The sequence below is a fragment of the Comamonas sp. AG1104 genome, from assembly GCF_003350425.1.
In the GTDB taxonomy this organism is placed as follows: Bacteria; Pseudomonadota; Gammaproteobacteria; order Burkholderiales; family Burkholderiaceae_C; genus Comamonas; species Comamonas testosteroni.
Genome location: NZ_QQAS01000003.1, coordinates 36,079 through 50,939, shown reverse-complemented (window position 1 = coordinate 50,939; position 14,861 = coordinate 36,079). Strand labels below are relative to the sequence as shown.

Here is a 14,861-nt window from a genome sequence, read left to right as displayed (position 1 = left end):
GCGCAGCGTATCACGGCTGCCGGGCGTCGGCCGGACTGTGGTCTTGCTCGCTGGCCGGGGCGGTATCTGGTGTTTCTGCGCTGTCAGCCAGGAGGTCGGCACGTTCCTTGGCCATTTGCTCCACCAGTTGCTGGCGTCCCTGCTTGGCCACCGCAATCAGCTGGTTCTTGTCCTTGTAATGCGGGTACATGCGCTCAGCCAGAGCCAGATTGTGCTCCCTGAAGCGTGCCGTGATGCGTTTGGCCTCGGCCGGACTCTGACCTAACAGTTCCAGCACCGACTGGGCCGAGATCAGGCTGGACTCGAACACTTCACGCTGGGCATGCTCCACACCCAGGTCGCGCAGTTGGAACCAGTGATTGAGATCCCGGGTGCGGGCCACGATCTCCAGGTTGGGGAAATGCTTGCGTACCTGACTGGCTATCTTGAGGGACTGCTCGGGAGTGTCGACGGCAATTACCAGCACATGTGCCTTGGCTGCGCCTGCAATGCGCAGCAGGTCCATGCGAGTGGCATCGCCGTAAAACACCCGGTGGCCATAGATCTGCGCGGCCTCCAGCATCTCCACGCTATGGTCCAGGATGGTCGGGCGTATGCCCTGGGCCAGCAACACGCGAGCCACGATCTGGCCGTAGCGGCCGAAGCCGGCAATGATGATGGGCGAGTCCTGAGGCTCGGAGATCTCTCTGGCCTTGTCGGAGCCGCACTCCTCATCCTTGATGGTGGAAAAGCGGCGCAGCAGCAGTTTGTCCAGCAGCACCAGCAACAGCGGGCCCAGCAGCATCGACAGAGCCACGGCCGCGACCAGCATGGACGAGACGCTGTGGCGAAACACCTTGTACTGCGCGGCTGTCTGGAACACCACAAAGGCGAATTCCCCACCTTGCGCCAGCATCAGCGTGAACACAGGGCGTTCGCGCCAGGGAATCTGCATGAATTTGGCCAGGCCGAAGATCATCACTGCCTTCAGCGCAATAAAGCCCGTCACCATGGCGGCCATGGCCCAGGGAGACTGGAGGATGACGCCAAAGTCAATGCTCATGCCCACGGCCATGAAGAACAGGCCCAGGAGCAGCCCTTTGAACGGCTCGATATTGGTTTCCAGCTCGCTGCGGTATTCGCTGTCGGCCAGCAGCACGCCGGCCAGGAAGGCGCCCAGCGCCATGGACAGGCCCACCTGTGTCATCAGCATGGCAATGCCTACGACCAACAACAAGGAGGTGGCAGTAAAGATCTCGGGGGTCTTGCTGCGCGCAATCCAGCGCAGCAGCGGTTGCAGCAGCAGGCGGCCGCCGATGATTACGGCGCCAATCGTGCCCACGGTCTTGAGAATGGCCAGCCAGACATGGCTGTCACCGTGGCTGGCATGGGCGGCCTTGTAAGCGCCGAGAATCGGAATCAGCGCCAGGATGGGGATGGCCGCCACGTCCTGGAACAGCAAGATGGAGAAGGCGGCCTGTCCGCTGGGAGTGCGCATCAGATTGCGCTCGGCCATGATCTGCAGGCAGACAGCGGTAGACGACAGTGCCAGGCCCATGCCCGCAATCAGGCTGACGCGCCAGGACAGACCAAAGGCCCAGGCGGCCAGAAACAGAATGCCGGTGCAGACCGCCATTTGCGCCATGCCCCAGCCGAAGATGGGGCGGCGCAGCTCCCAGAGGCGCTTGGGCTGCAGCTCAAGTCCGATCACGAACAGCATCAGCACCACGCCAAACTCGGCAAAATGCAGGATGTCATCTACATTGCGCACCAGACCAAAGCCCCAGGGGCCCATGGCAATGCCGGCGCCCAGATAGCCGATGATGGCTCCCAGGCCCAGGGCTCTGGCGATGGGGACAGCCAGAACCGCCGCCGTAAGATAGATGAAGCCGTAAGTCAGCCAGATGGGAGAGCCGTGTTCCATGGGAATGTTATGTGGTGTTAACCCTAGAGAGATTCCATTTTGGCACCTGCAGCCAGGCGTCAGATTTCTGACAGAAAGAAAAATGGCACGAATGTTTACCTGGTACTTATAGCGCCTGGTCAACCATGCGTCTGCAAGTTGATAGCGCAACTTTTAAGATAGGCGCTTTGTGACTGGCGCTTTAGATCGGCGTTTGGAGTGAGTATGGATCTGCACACCTGGTTTGCTTTTTTTGTGGCCTCCTGGATCATTGCGGTCTCGCCGGGGTCGGGGGCTGTGCTGTCCATGAGTCATGGCCTGTCCTATGGTGTGCGCAAGACCAGCGCCACCATCATGGGTCTGCAACTTGGGCTGCTGCTCATCTTGTTGATAGCAGGTGCCGGCGTGGGCTCGCTGCTCATGGCATCCGAGTGGGCCTTCAATGCCGTCAAGATCGTGGGCGCAGGCTATCTGATCTATCTGGGCATCAGCCAGTGGCGCTCGGGTGGCTCGCCGCTGGCAACGCAAGAGGCAGTGCCTGAGGCCAGTCTCAAAAAGCGTGTGCTGACGGGTTTTCTGACCAATGCCACCAATCCCAAGGGCATCATCTTCATGGTCGCCGTGCTACCCCAGTTCATGACCACCAGTCGTCCCCTGGCCCCTCAGTTGGCGATTCTGGCCGTGACCATGCTGGCCGTGGACACCACTGTGATGCACAGCTATGCCGCAGGTGCCAGCGCCTTGCGTGGCCTGATGCGCAGCGCACGCGCCATGCGCAACCAGAACCGGGTGTTCGGCGGCCTGCTGATGGCCGTAGGCACAGGCCTGTTTTTTGTTCAGCGCTCCAGTGAAGCCTGATCTGCTTTGAAAAGCATAGCTGCATGCTTATGAATAGATTGAGCCAGCGGCATATTTGATCGAATCATCTAGGGTAAGCCCCTTGTCCCGCGTCAGACATGGCGCAGGGCAGGGGGCTTCTACATTGGGGGCATGAAAACCTTTCGCTCCTACTCCGAAGTGCTGGCCTCGATTGGGCAGGAAGTCGCCGTCAGCGACTGGATTACCATCACCCAGGCCCAGATTCAAATGTTTGCCGACGCCACGGGCGATCAGCAATGGATTCATACCGATCCCGAGCGCGCCGCCCAGGGACCGTTCGGCGCGCCGATTGCCCATGGCTTTCTCACGCTGTCCCTGCTGCCGCAGTTCTTCGAAGGCACGTTCAAGATCGAAGGCGCCAAGATGGGGGTGAACTACGGGCTCAACCGTGTGCGCTTCATGGCTCCCGTGCCCGTCAACAGCCGCTTGCGGGCCCGCATGACATTGCAGGCGGCGGAGCGCATCGAGCCGGCCGGCATTCAGATGACCTGGCTGGTGACGGTGGAGCGCGAGGGCAGCGACAAGCCTGTGTGCGTGGCTGAGTCGCTGGCGCGCAGCTTTGGTGCTGCGGCCTGATTCGCAGCGTAATCTTCAAGCCATGAAAAAAGCCCCTTGGCATCGGCCTTGGGGCTTTGCTATTGAGCCGCACCTTGCACAGCAGGGTGCTGCGCAGAGGCCGTCATTCGCCATAGTTGTCCAGCAAACCGGCCTTGCCTGCGGCAATGGTTTCCTGGCGCACTTGCTCACGGCTGAGGTTGCTGGATTGCTGTTGCTGGGACAGAGGCAGATAGGCATCGCCAACGGGTTGCAGCTGACCCTTGGCCATGGCGTCCTGCACCTGAGCCTTGACCTGGGCACGGGTCAGGGTGGACTGAGAGGCCACTTCGGGAGGGTAGTGATCGCCGGTGAAGTCAAAGCCTGCGGCCTGTGCAGCGGCGGCGGACATGGCCAGGGTGGCAACGATGGCGAGGCGGTTGGCGTATTTCATGATTCGTCCTTTGGGTACATCGGGCCTGCAGTCCTGGCGGATATCGTCGGTCGGCTGCAAGTCCATGGGTCGTACTTTAGGACGATCTAATTGCGAGAAAAACCCCTTGTTGCGCAACTTATTGTTCCGAAAATAGAGACAATAAGCGGGAACTTAAAGAGCTGTCTTGGGCTCCGCAAGGGCAGCTCCCACGAAGCCCTGCTGGCGCCAGGCTTCGAACACCGTCACGGCCACGGCGTTGGATAGGTTCAGGCTGCGCTGAGATGCCAGCATGGGCAGGCGCAGTCGCTGCTCATTGGGGAACTGGGCGCGCACCTCTGGTGGCAGTCCCTTGCTTTCAGAACCAAAGACCAGCCAGTCGCCCGCCTTGAATTCCATGGCATGGGCCGGACTGCTGCTATGCGTGGTCATGGCGAACATGCGCTCGCGCTGCGGCTGACAGGTTTGAAGGAAGACGTCCCAGCTGGCGTGGCGGGCCACATTGGCGTACTCGTGATAGTCCAGTCCGGCGCGGCGCATATGCCGGTCTTCCATGGAAAAGCCCAGCGGCTCGATCAGATGCAGGCTGCAGCCCGTATTGGCGGCCAGACGGATGACATTGCCCGTGTTGGGAGGGATCTCGGGCGCCACAAGAACGATATGAAACATGGGGCGCTATTGTGCAGCCCGGCTTTTACCCACGCTGCTGCCTCCGCAGTTCCAGAGTGGCGAATATGGGTCAAGGCGTGCGTGCCAGCACGACGGCGCTGACCGAGGCCGCGCCAGCCGACAGCAGGCAGCCTGCCAGTGCATCCAGCGTGGCACCAGTGGTCATCACGTCGTCGAGCAGCAAAATCTCCCGTCCTTTCACCAGAGCCTGCCGAGCCGGGGCGAGGCTGAAGATGCCGCGCAGCTGGCGCAGTCTTTGTTCCCGGCTGGAGGCATGTTGGGGTAGCTCCAGATGTTGGCGTTGCACAGCCTCGCTCAGCAAGGGCAAGGGCCTGTCGTATTGCTCCGAGAGGGAGCGTGCCAGCAGCAGACTGTGGTCAAAGCCGCGCTCGCGCACGCGCTGTGCGGAGGCCGGCATGGGCAGCAAGGCATCGCAGGCCCGCAACTGCTCCCTGACTTCGGGGTGACTGGCCATCAGCCTGCCTAGGCTGCGCGCCAACCCCAGATCGGCCTGAAATTTGTAGCGTGTGATGAGGTTTTGCCAGGGGTAGGCATAGTCCAGCGCGGCGGTGCAGCGCTTGAGTCGGGGTGGTTGCTTGAGGCAGTTGCCGCAGAGGCTGACCAGAGCAGGCAGCGGCAAGGCACAGCTGTGGCAGCGGTGCTTGTGCTGAGCCCAGCGGGCATGGCAGTCGCGGCAGATGCGTGGCCCCGGCCAGCGACCACAGACTGCGCACTGGCTGGGCAAGGCATCCAGCCAACGCTGCTGCTGGCGGCGCAGGCGTGAAAGCCATGTCGCATGAAGGTCGGGCATGGAATCAATATACTCGCGCCGCATTGATCTTCACTCCGGCAGTTGGTGAGCGGCTCGCTTGCTCGACTTGCTGCCTGCTTTTGTCTGCCCATGTCCCACGTCCTGCCTCCAACAATTGATTCTGCAGCTGCAAACCATTGGCAAATGTCCGCTCCGGCCGAATCCCCGTGGTTGCACGAAGAGGTGGCCAGCCGCATGCAGCAGCGCCTGGACTGGATAGTGAAGCCGCCTGAGAAATGGTGCCACTGGGAGCCGGTTCGCGGCGGCATGCAGGCACACCATCTGCTGCGCGAGCGCTATCCGCAGGCGGAATGCACGATCTATGAACCCGTAGCCCGCCGCGAGGCCGTGGCCCAGGACAAGCTCGGCAGCCGCTGGTGGCAGCTCTCGCGCTGGAAGGGGGCTGCCGTGCAGATGGGGGCGCCTGCAGATGCCAGCATGGACATGCTCTGGGTCAATATGCTGCTGCATACGGCCGCCGACCCGCAGGCCCTGATCGAGCGCTGGCACAAGGCGCTCAAGGTCGACGGCTATGTCATGTTCTCCTGCCTCGGGCCGGATACGGTGCAGCAGTTGCATGGGCTCTACGCCGAACTGGGCTGGGGCCCGGCAGGTCATACGTTTACCGATATGCATGACTGGGGCGACATGCTGGTGCATTCGGGCTTTGCCGAGCCCGTGATGGACATGGAGCGCATCACACTGACCTTTGCCACGCCGCAGCGCCTGTTGCAGGAGCTGCGCGAACTGGGCCGCAATCTGCATCCCGGGCGTTTTGCCGGCCTGCGCGGCCGTGGCTGGAAGGCCGAGCTGCTGCAGAAAATGGCGGAGCGCTGGGCCGACAAGCAGCCCGATGGCCAGCTTTCGCTGACCTTCGAGATCGTCTATGGCCACGCCTACAAACCGCAGCCCAAGCTGCGTCTGGAAGCCAACAGCGCCGTGTCGCTGGAAGACATGAAGGCCATGCTCAAGCAGCCCCGCAACACGGGTTTGCGATAGCACATCTGTCGTTTTCCGGTCATTGATTCGACACAAAGCTGCCTACAATTTCCCCAAGTTATTTCATGGATAGCAGCAATCCTTCGGGCTTCTCTCCTGCCTGAAGGAAAACAGACAGTGCGGCCCAAGCCGCCAGGGGAGATATCGGGTGTTTCGCTTTGCCAAGGGGACTGGCCAGCGGGTTCGACAGCGGCCGGTTTTCGCATTTCATCATCACCACAAGCCAGCCTTTTGCTGCGCTGACGCATCCCTGTGCCCGGCGGTTGTCGCGGTGCTGGGGCGTCCCATCTTCTCCCCTTCTGTCTTGGCTGCCAGGCCAGTTTCAGCCATGTCCGGCACTTGCCGTGAGATGCGCTTGCCAGTACGAGTTTCAAGTCCGGTCAGGCCCGCTTGCGCAAGGTCGATTGGCATGGGTTTCCGGTACATGCATTAGTGAATGCGCGCAGACAGTGCTATCAAATTCTGGGGCATGCTGCGTTGAAGTTCGCGAAGTAGTGTGAGTGTCACAGCCTTCTGGCCAGCCATGGCGGAAGCGGTGTGAGCGAGTGGACAACTGAGGCTTAGAGGTAAGTGAAAACGATGAAAAACATTTCCACCAAGCTGGTTCCCTGGAGTTTGGCCTTGGCGGCGTGGGGTAGTTCCATGGCCTATGCGGCACAGGATCTGCCGGGAGGCCCTGCCGTCAACCAGCTCAATCTGCATCCGCCTGTGACACGCATTGCCGTGGAACAGCACTGGCTGCACTGGATGATGCTCATCATCTGCACGGTGATCTTTATCGCGGTGTTCGGGGTGATGTTCTACTCCATCTGGAAGCACCGCAAATCCCAGGGTGCCAAGGCCGCGAACTTCCATGAATCGGTCAAGGTGGAAGTGGCCTGGACGGTGGCTCCCTTCATCATCGTGATTCTGATGGCGCTGCCTGCCACCAAGGTGCTGGTGGCGCAGAAGGACACGACCAATGCCGACCTCACCATCAAGGCCACCGGCTATCAGTGGAAATGGGGCTATGACTATCTGAGCGGCGAGGGCGAAGGCCTGGGCTTTGTTTCCACGCTGGACAACGCCCAGCGTCAGATGTCCAACAGCGGCGATGTGAGCAAGGCGCCCAACGACTATCTGCTCAGGGTCGACAACCCGCTGGTCGTGCCTGTGGGCAAGAAGGTGCGCATCATCACCACGGCCAACGATGTGATCCACTCCTTCATGGTGCCGGCCTTTGGCATCAAGCAGGACGCGATTCCCGGCTTTGTGCGCGATACCTGGTTCAAGGCCGAGAAGACCGGCGACTACTACGGCCAGTGTGCCGAGCTGTGCGGCAAGGAGCATGCCTACATGCCCATCCATGTGAAGGTGCTGTCTGCCGAAGCCTACAGCGCCTGGGTGGCCGAAGAAAAGAAGAAGCTGGCCGCCAAGGCCGATGATCCGAACAAGGTCTGGGTGCTGGCCGATCTGGTGGCGCGTGGCGAAAAAGTCTATGCGGCCAACTGCGCAGCCTGCCACCAGGCCAATGGCAAGGGAGCCGGTCCCATCAAGCCGCTGGACGGCAGTCCCGTGGTGCTGGGCCCCACGGCCGACATGATGCATGCCGTGCTCGAAGGCCGCGCCAACGGTGCCATGCCGGCCTGGAAGCAACTGAGCGACACCGAACTGGCCGCAGTGGTGACTTTTGCCAAGAACCACTGGAGCAACCAGACCGGCCAGTTGGTGCAGCCCGCCCAGTTCGTGGCTGCGCGTGGCGGCAAGTTTCCGGAAGGCGGAGGCAGTGCGGCACCCGCAGCTCCTGCGGCTGACTCTGCAGCCCCTGTGCAAGGTGCAGCCGCTGCCGCCAGCGACGCCGGCCCTTATCAAGTCTTTTTCGAGACCGGCAAGAGCGTGCTGGACGACAAGGCTCAGGCTGCGGTGAAGAAGGCGGCCGAGTACTGGAGTGCCCACAAGGACGGCAAGATTGCTCTGTCAGGCTTTGTGGACTCCACCGGCAACGCCGACAAGAACGCGGAGCTGGCCAAGGAGCGAGCCAAGGCCGTGGCCAAGCTGCTGGAGGACAGCGGCATTGCCGGTGACCGCATCGAGCTGCGCAAGCCCGAGACCATCACGGCTGCGGCAGGCGCGGACCAGCAGGCACGCCGTGTTGACATCACGGCCGCGAAGTAAGCCCCGGGTATAGAGACCGATTGGAGAAAAGAATATGAGCGCCGTAGTTCCTCCCGTCCACACCCATGAGGGCCATGGTCACGACCATGGGCACGACGACCATCACCACGCCATGCCCTCTGGCTGGCGCCGCTGGCTGTTTGCCACCAATCACAAGGACATCGGCACGATGTACCTGCTGTTCTCCTTCACCATGCTGATGGTGGGAGGCATCCTGGCCATGCTGATTCGTGCCGAGCTGTTCGAGCCGGGTCTGCAGATCGTCAACCCCGAGCTGTTCAACCAGCTCACCACCATGCATGGCCTGATCATGGTGTTCGGCGCCATCATGCCGGCCTTCGTGGGCTTCGCGAACTGGATGCTGCCGCTGCAGATCGGCGCGTCCGACATGGCGTTTGCGCGCATGAACAATTTCAGCTTCTGGTTGCTGATTCCTGCTGGCATCATGCTGGTGGGCTCGTTCTTCATGCCCGGTGGTGCGCCGGCGGCCGGCTGGACGCTGTATGCGCCGCTGACGCTGCAGATGGGCCCGTCCATGGACACCAGCATCTTTGCCATGCACATCATGGGCGCCAGCTCCATCATGGGCGCGATCAACATCATCGTCACCATTTTGAACATGCGCGCGCCCGGCATGACGCTGATGAAGATGCCGCTGTTTGCCTGGACCTGGCTGATCACCGCCTATCTGCTGATCGCCGTGATGCCTGTGCTGGCCGGCGCCATCACCATGACGCTGACCGACCGTCACTTCGGCACCAGCTTCTTCAATCCTGCAGGCGGCGGCGATCCGGTGATGTACCAGCACATCTTCTGGTTCTTCGGCCACCCCGAGGTCTACATCATGATCTTGCCGGCCTTCGGCATCGTCAGCCAGATCGTGCCCGCCTTCAGCCGCAAGAAGCTGTTCGGCTACACCTCCATGGTCTATGCCGTGGCGGCGATTGCCATCCTGTCCTTCATCGTCTGGGCGCACCACATGTTCACCACCGGCATGCCGGTCACGGGTCAGCTGTTCTTCATGTATGCGACCATGCTGATCTCCGTGCCCACGGCCGTGAAGGTGTTCAACTGGACGGCCACCATGTGGCGCGGCTCCATGAGCTTTGAAACCCCGATGCTGTTCGCCGTGGGCTTCATCTTCGTGTTCACCATGGGCGGCTTCACGGGGCTGATCCTGTCCATGGCGCCCATCGACATCCAGCTGCAGGACACCTATTACGTGGTGGCCCACTTCCACTATGTGCTGGTGGCCGGCTCGCTGTTTTCCATGTTCGCCGGCTATTACTACTGGTCGCCCAAGTGGACGGGCGTGATGTATTCCGAGACGCGCGGCCGCATTCATTTCTGGGGCTCGCTGATCTTCTTCAACATCACCTTTTTCCCCATGCACTTCCTGGGTCTGGCCGGCATGCCGCGTCGCTATGCCGACTACCCCATGCAGTTCGCCGACTTCAACATGATTGCCTCCCTGGGCGGCTTTGGCTTCGGTCTGATGCAGGTGTATTTCTTCCTGTTCGTCGTCTGGCCCGCGATGCGCGGTCACGGAGAAAAGGCGCCGCAAAAGCCCTGGGAAGCGGCCGAAGGTCTGGAATGGGAAGTGCCTTCTCCGGCTCCGTTCCACACCTTCGAGACGCCTCCCAAGCTCGATGAAACCGCCACCAAGGTGATCGGTTGAGGAGGCGCGTATGACGACACAGGAGCAACGCAAGGCGAACCGGAGGCTGGGGCTGATCCTGGCCTCCACGGCTGCCGTGTTCTTTATCGGCTTTGTGGTGAAGATGGCCTGGCTGCATTGAGGCAGGCCGATGGCAACCGAGTGAAGGAGCTTGAGGTGAGCATAGCCAAGGAAAACGCGAAGATGGTGGGCAAGCTGGCGATCGTTGCCCTGGGCATGTTTGCGTTCGGCTATGTGCTCATTCCCATCTACAAGCATATCTGCGAGCTGACGGGCATCAACATCCTGTCGCTGTCCGAAAAACAGGTGCCCGGTGCCGGCGTGGCGGGCCGCGACGTGAAGCTTCCGCCCAACAGCCAGATCGACACCAGCCGCACCATCACCGTGGAGTTCGATGCCAATGCACGCGGACCCTGGGACTTCAAGCCGGCCAAGCGTTCGGTGCAGGTCCATCCCGGCGAGCTGGCCACGGTGATGTATGAGTTCCAGAACGTGCAGAACCGGCGCATGGCCGCCCAGGCCATCCCCAGCTATGCGCCGCGCCAGGCCACGGCCTTCTTCAACAAGATGGAGTGCTTCTGCTTTTCGCAGTACACGCTGGAGCCCGGCGAGAAGCGTGAATGGCCGGTGGCCTTTGTCATCGATCCGCGCATCTCCAAGGATGTGAAGACGATCACGCTGTCCTACACATTCTTCGAGGTGGGAGGCAAGACCCCCGCAGCGCCCGAAGGCAGCACGGCTGCTGTCGTCACGCCAGGAGGCAGCTCATGACGCAGGACGCCAAGAAGACCGGATTCTGGCGCAGCATTGTGGCCGTCGCCTGGGCCATGCTGGGCGTGCGCAAGGGCAAGGAGTACGAGAAGGATTTCGCCAGCATCACGCCGCTGCATGTGATTGCCGTGGGGCTGGTAGCGATTTTTGCCTTGGTATTAGCGTTGATATGGATCGTCAACCTGGTCGTTTAGCCTTGGCTGAAACAGGTGTGGCGAATGCAGTGCAAGTGATAGTGGAGCGTCGGTCAAAACAACGATCAACAGAGTCAGGAGCCGAGTGATGAGCGCAACCCCGCAGGGCGCAACCCCTTACTACTATGTGCCAGCCGAATCCAGCCATCCCGTGATGGCGGCCATCGGTCTGTTCTTTGTGATTCTGGGCGCAGGCACCTGGATCAATGGCCACGAATGGGGAATGTATTCCCTGTTCGTCGGTCTGGTCTGGTGGCTGTCCGTGCTGTTCGTCTGGTTCCGCGATGCAGCGCGCGAAAGCGAGGCCGGGCTCAACAGTCGCAAGATCGACCTGTCCTACCGCTGGAGCATGAGCTGGTTCATCTTCTCGGAGGTGATGTTCTTCGGCGCCTTCTTCACCGCGCTGTGGTGGGCGCGCGCGCACTCGGTGCCGGCACTGGGCAGTCTGGCCAACGAGCTGCTGTGGCCGAACTTCCAGGCCGTGTGGCCCAGTGTGGCTCCCGGAGCCACGGCGTCGCCCGCGAATATCGTCGAGCCGTTCAAGACCGTGGGGCCGTTCTGGCTGCCCACCATCAACACGGCGCTGCTGCTGAGCTCGGGCGTGACGCTGACCATCGCCCACCATGCGCTGCAGGTCAACAACCGCGCGCGTTGCATCAGCTTCATGTGGATGACGGTGATTCTGGGCTTTGTCTTCCTGTGCGTGCAGGGCTACGAGTATCACCATCTCTATAACGACTACAACCTCAAGCTCAACTCGGGCGTTTTCGGCTCCACCTTCTACATGTTGACGGGCTTTCACGGCTTCCACGTGCTGGTGGGCATGCTGATGCTGTTCTTCATCACCATCCGCCTGATGAAAGGGGACTTTACCGACAAGCACCACTTCGGCTTTGAGGGGGCTGCCTGGTACTGGCACTTTGTAGACGTAGTCTGGGTCTTTCTCTACATCCTTGTGTACTGGATGTAAGACTCTCAAAAATAGAAGCGTCTTGCGCATGACCAACATCGGTTTCAGCATCAAACAATGCTGAATCCTATGAATGGCAAGCGCAAGGCGCTTTTGTTTTAGGAGCGTTATCCTGCGCGACTCAAAGCGGTCTATTGCCCGGGCTGCCAGCCTGTGGGCTGTATCCATCCCAGCTTGGCCGCCATCAGAACGCAGAGAAACAGCGCAACCGACAAAGCCACACGCAGGGCCAGGGCGCGAAACATCTTGCGGCTTCGCTCGGCATCGTCGGCCTCCGAGTTTTCGCCGCCGTCGCCCCTGCGCATCATGAAGAAAAGCGCACTGCCGAGACTCGCCAAAATGGCGAGAAAGGCGAGAATGATCACGAATTTCATGAACGGATTATCTGGTGCGCATTTCCCGATTTCCAGACCTCTGGCGGTTTCTACTGATTTCTGCGGCGGCCTTGATCTGCGTGGCCGCCACAGCATCGCTGGGCTTTTGGCAACTGGGCCGGGCCGCGCAGAAGCAGGCTGTTTTCGATGCCATCACGCGCCAGCAGGCGCTGCAGCCCTGGCATAACGCCCAGCTGGCCGCCGAGGTGGCTCTGGCGGCAAACTCCGCCGGCGAAGCACAGAAGGCGCATCTGCTGCATAGACCCGTGCAGTTGCAAGGCCAGTGGCTGGCCGAGCAGACCCTCTTTCTGGACAACCGCCAGATGCAGGGTCGGGCCGGCTTCTATGTGCTCACGCCCTTCAGATTGAGCGCTCCTTATGAGCACAGGGTCATCATCGTGCAGCGCGGCTGGGCACCGCGCAACTTCATGGATCGCTCGGTCCTGCCAGAGGTGCAGACGCCTGCAGGCACGGTCAGCATCGAGGGCAGGCTGGAGGCGCCACCGTCCAGGCTGATGGAGCTGGAAGCCGCCCATGGCGGGGCAGACCCTGATGAGCAAAAGTCGCGCATCCGACAGAATGCAGACATTGCCCTGTGGGCGCAGCAAAGCGGCTTGCCGCTGCTGGCGCTGAGCGTGGTGCAAGGCGGCGGCGCAAGCGAAGGCTTGCTGCGCGACTGGCCGCAGATCAATGCCGGTGTGCAAAAGCACTACGGCTATGCATTTCAGTGGTTCGGACTCAGTGTCTTGGTGGTGTTGCTCTATGTCTGGTTTCAACTCGTCCGACGCTTTTACCCCCGCCGCCGCGCCGCGCAGCCCGAGGGATGAACCGCTGAGCTTTGCGGTCCACAGCCTGCCCGATCCCGCGCATACCCAGGCACGGCAGATGCAGGCGCGCAGCGGTCGCTGGAAGATGCTGGCCGTGCTGCTGGTCTGTGCGGCGCCGGTGCTGGCCTCCTACTTCACCTATTACGTGTTGCGTCCTTCGCAGCAGCGCAGCTACGGCGAGCTGATTGCCGAGCAGCCCGGCCTGCCCGATGTGCAGGCGCAGACGCTGGACGGCCGCAGCGTGAATCTGAACAGCCTCAAGGGCCAGTGGCTGCTGCTGAGCACCAGTGCCGGGGACTGCGGGCAGCGCTGTCAGGAGCATCTCTATCTGCAGCGCCAACTGCGTGAAACCCTGGGTCGTGATAAGGACCGGCTGGACTGGGTCTGGCTCATCAGCGACCAGCAGCCCGTGCCTGAAAAAATCCTGCCGGCTGCCGAGCAAGCCATAACGGTACGTGTGCCCGCTGCAGTCATCGGCAACTGGCTCAAGCCCGAGGTCGGGCATGCACTGGACGAGCATCTGTATGTGGTCGATCCGCAGGGGCATTGGATGATGCGCTTTCCAGCAAGCATGGATAAAGCCACGGCCGGCAAGGCCAAGCGCGATCTGGAGCGGCTGCTGCGCGCCTCTGCCTCATGGGACGAGGCCGGGCGGGCTACGGTCGATGCAGCACGGAAATAGGTGTTGAAACCGGCTTTAGCCTGCTTTCGCAAGGCACTGCCAGCCATCTGAATCACAGTCAGCGAGGAGGGCCGCATGCAGGCAGAAATCTCGGATTTGAACGGCGCTGTTCCGGCTGCAGGAGCGGCTGCTTCGCGCTGGGCGCAGTACTACGCGCTGACCAAGCCCAAGGTGGTGCAGCTCATCGTCTTTTGCGCCTTCATCGGCATGGTGCTGGCCGTGCCGGGCGTTCCCGGCTGGCAGGATTGGGGCCGCATGCTGGCGGCCTGCGCGGGCATCTGGCTGGTTGCGGCAGCGGCAGCGGCCTTCAACTGCCTGGTCGAGCGCAGCATTGATTCACGCATGAAGCGCACAGCCTGGCGGCCCACGGCGCGCGGCGAGCTCTCGCATTCCCAGGCCCTGCTGTTTTCGGCCTTGCTGTGCGCAGCAGGTGCCGCCATCTTGCTGCTGGCCGTGAATGCTCTCACGCTGTGGCTGACGCTGGCCACCTTCATTGGTTACGCCGTGATCTACACGCTGGTGCTCAAACCTTTGACGCCGCAGAACATCGTCATCGGCGGGGCATCGGGCGCCATGCCGCCCGTGCTGGGCTGGGCGGCGATGACGGGGCAGGTTGGGCATGAAGCCCTGCTGCTTTTTCTCATCATCTTTCTCTGGACGCCGCCGCATTTCTGGGCGCTGGCGCTGTACCGAGTGGAGGATTACCGCCGCGCCGGTTTGCCCATGCTGCCGGTCACGCATGGCAATGCCTTCACGCGGCTGCAGGTGTTTCTCTATACCCTGGTGCTGTTTGCCGGCTGTCTGCTGCCTTTTGTGGTGGGCATGAGTGGCTATCTCTACCTTTTTGCCGCAGTGATTCTGGGGTTGGGCTTTTGCGGTTATGGTTGGGCACTGCTGCGCAACTACTCGGATGCGCTGGCACGCAAGACCTTCCGCTTTTCCCTGATCCATCTGAGCCTGCTGTTTGCTGCGCTGCTGGTGGATCACTACCTAGCCTGATCGAC

At 61.4% G+C, this 14,861-nt stretch carries 17 protein-coding genes; 12 read left to right on the top strand and 5 right to left on the bottom strand.

The window, feature by feature from the left end:
• Positions 1-10 precede the first annotated feature (10 nt).
• Positions 11-1,903: a glutathione-regulated potassium-efflux system protein KefC gene (gene kefC, locus DFO48_RS08750; RefSeq protein WP_003075469.1), complete on the bottom strand. Its 1,893-nt coding sequence runs from the start codon at positions 1,901-1,903 to the stop codon at positions 11-13.
• A 204-nt stretch (positions 1,904-2,107) separates the two neighbouring features.
• Between kefC and DFO48_RS08745 the strand changes: the two genes are divergently transcribed.
• Entirely contained in the window at positions 2,108-2,740 is a 633-nt protein-coding gene (locus DFO48_RS08745; RefSeq protein WP_003075471.1) for a LysE family transporter, read from the top strand.
• 132 nt (positions 2,741-2,872) lie between these two features.
• Complete coding sequence (locus DFO48_RS08740; RefSeq protein WP_003071260.1) at positions 2,873-3,337, top strand: MaoC family dehydratase; 465 nt, start codon at positions 2,873-2,875, stop codon at positions 3,335-3,337.
• 103 nt (positions 3,338-3,440) lie between these two features.
• Here the strand turns inward: DFO48_RS08740 and DFO48_RS08735 are convergent, their stop codons facing one another.
• The 3 genes from DFO48_RS08735 to DFO48_RS08725 form a co-directional block, all read right to left on the bottom strand.
• Positions 3,441-3,815 carry a DUF4148 domain-containing protein gene (locus DFO48_RS08735; protein ID WP_233506359.1) on the bottom strand — a complete coding sequence of 125 codons (375 nt, stop codon included), beginning with the start codon at positions 3,813-3,815 and terminating at the stop codon, positions 3,441-3,443.
• 87 nt (positions 3,816-3,902) lie between these two features.
• Complete coding sequence (trmL, locus tag DFO48_RS08730) at positions 3,903-4,397, bottom strand: tRNA (uridine(34)/cytosine(34)/5-carboxymethylaminomethyluridine(34)-2'-O)-methyltransferase TrmL (RefSeq protein ID WP_003075476.1); 495 nt, start codon at positions 4,395-4,397, stop codon at positions 3,903-3,905.
• Positions 4,398-4,467: 70 nt separating this feature from the next.
• On the bottom strand, positions 4,468-5,208 hold the full coding sequence (locus DFO48_RS08725; protein WP_034348551.1) for a ComF family protein: 741 nt from the start codon (positions 5,206-5,208) through the stop codon (positions 4,468-4,470).
• 90 nt (positions 5,209-5,298) lie between these two features.
• On the opposite strand from DFO48_RS08725, the gene DFO48_RS08720 reads away from it, so the two are divergent.
• From DFO48_RS08720 to DFO48_RS08690, 7 genes are all read left to right on the top strand, one after another.
• On the top strand, positions 5,299-6,207 hold the full coding sequence (locus tag DFO48_RS08720; RefSeq protein WP_114863493.1) for a class I SAM-dependent methyltransferase: 909 nt from the start codon (positions 5,299-5,301) through the stop codon (positions 6,205-6,207).
• A 579-nt stretch (positions 6,208-6,786) separates the two neighbouring features.
• Positions 6,787-8,361: a cytochrome c oxidase subunit II gene (coxB, locus tag DFO48_RS08710; RefSeq protein ID WP_114863156.1), complete on the top strand. Its 1,575-nt coding sequence runs from the start codon at positions 6,787-6,789 to the stop codon at positions 8,359-8,361.
• A gap of 34 nt (positions 8,362-8,395) precedes the next feature.
• Complete coding sequence (gene ctaD / locus DFO48_RS08705) at positions 8,396-10,039, top strand: cytochrome c oxidase subunit I (protein WP_114863155.1); 1,644 nt, start codon at positions 8,396-8,398, stop codon at positions 10,037-10,039.
• Positions 10,040-10,049: 10 nt separating this feature from the next.
• Positions 10,050-10,160: a cytochrome oxidase small assembly protein gene (locus DFO48_RS25600; protein ID WP_003075487.1), complete on the top strand. Its 111-nt coding sequence runs from the start codon at positions 10,050-10,052 to the stop codon at positions 10,158-10,160.
• 35 nt (positions 10,161-10,195) lie between these two features.
• Positions 10,196-10,810 carry a cytochrome c oxidase assembly protein gene (locus tag DFO48_RS08700; protein ID WP_003075489.1) on the top strand — a complete coding sequence of 205 codons (615 nt, stop codon included), beginning with the start codon at positions 10,196-10,198 and terminating at the stop codon, positions 10,808-10,810.
• Entirely contained in the window at positions 10,807-11,004 is a 198-nt protein-coding gene (locus DFO48_RS08695; RefSeq protein ID WP_003051791.1) for a DUF2970 domain-containing protein, read from the top strand. Before DFO48_RS08700 ends, DFO48_RS08695 begins: the two co-directional genes overlap by 4 nt.
• Positions 11,005-11,092: 88 nt before the next feature.
• Positions 11,093-11,974 (top strand): cytochrome c oxidase subunit 3, encoded by an 882-nt coding sequence (locus DFO48_RS08690; RefSeq protein WP_114863154.1) that lies wholly within the window; start codon positions 11,093-11,095, stop codon positions 11,972-11,974.
• 131 nt (positions 11,975-12,105) lie between these two features.
• On the opposite strand, the gene DFO48_RS08685 is transcribed toward DFO48_RS08690, so the two are convergent.
• Complete coding sequence (locus DFO48_RS08685) at positions 12,106-12,348, bottom strand: twin transmembrane helix small protein (protein WP_003075492.1); 243 nt, start codon at positions 12,346-12,348, stop codon at positions 12,106-12,108.
• A gap of 14 nt (positions 12,349-12,362) precedes the next feature.
• Here DFO48_RS08685 and DFO48_RS08680 point away from each other — a divergent pair, with 14 nt between their 5' ends.
• The 3 genes from DFO48_RS08680 (at position 12,363) to cyoE (ending at position 14,856) form a co-directional block, all read left to right on the top strand.
• Entirely contained in the window at positions 12,363-13,175 is an 813-nt protein-coding gene (locus tag DFO48_RS08680; RefSeq protein ID WP_114863153.1) for an SURF1 family protein, read from the top strand.
• Positions 13,111-13,857, top strand: coding sequence for a hypothetical protein (locus DFO48_RS08675; protein WP_114863152.1), 747 nt, complete (start codon positions 13,111-13,113; stop codon positions 13,855-13,857). Before DFO48_RS08680 ends, DFO48_RS08675 begins: the two co-directional genes overlap by 65 nt.
• 75 nt (positions 13,858-13,932) lie before the next feature.
• Positions 13,933-14,856 carry a heme o synthase gene (gene cyoE / locus DFO48_RS08670; protein ID WP_114863151.1) on the top strand — a complete coding sequence of 308 codons (924 nt, stop codon included), beginning with the start codon at positions 13,933-13,935 and terminating at the stop codon, positions 14,854-14,856.
• The last annotated feature ends 5 nt before the right edge of the window (positions 14,857-14,861 follow it).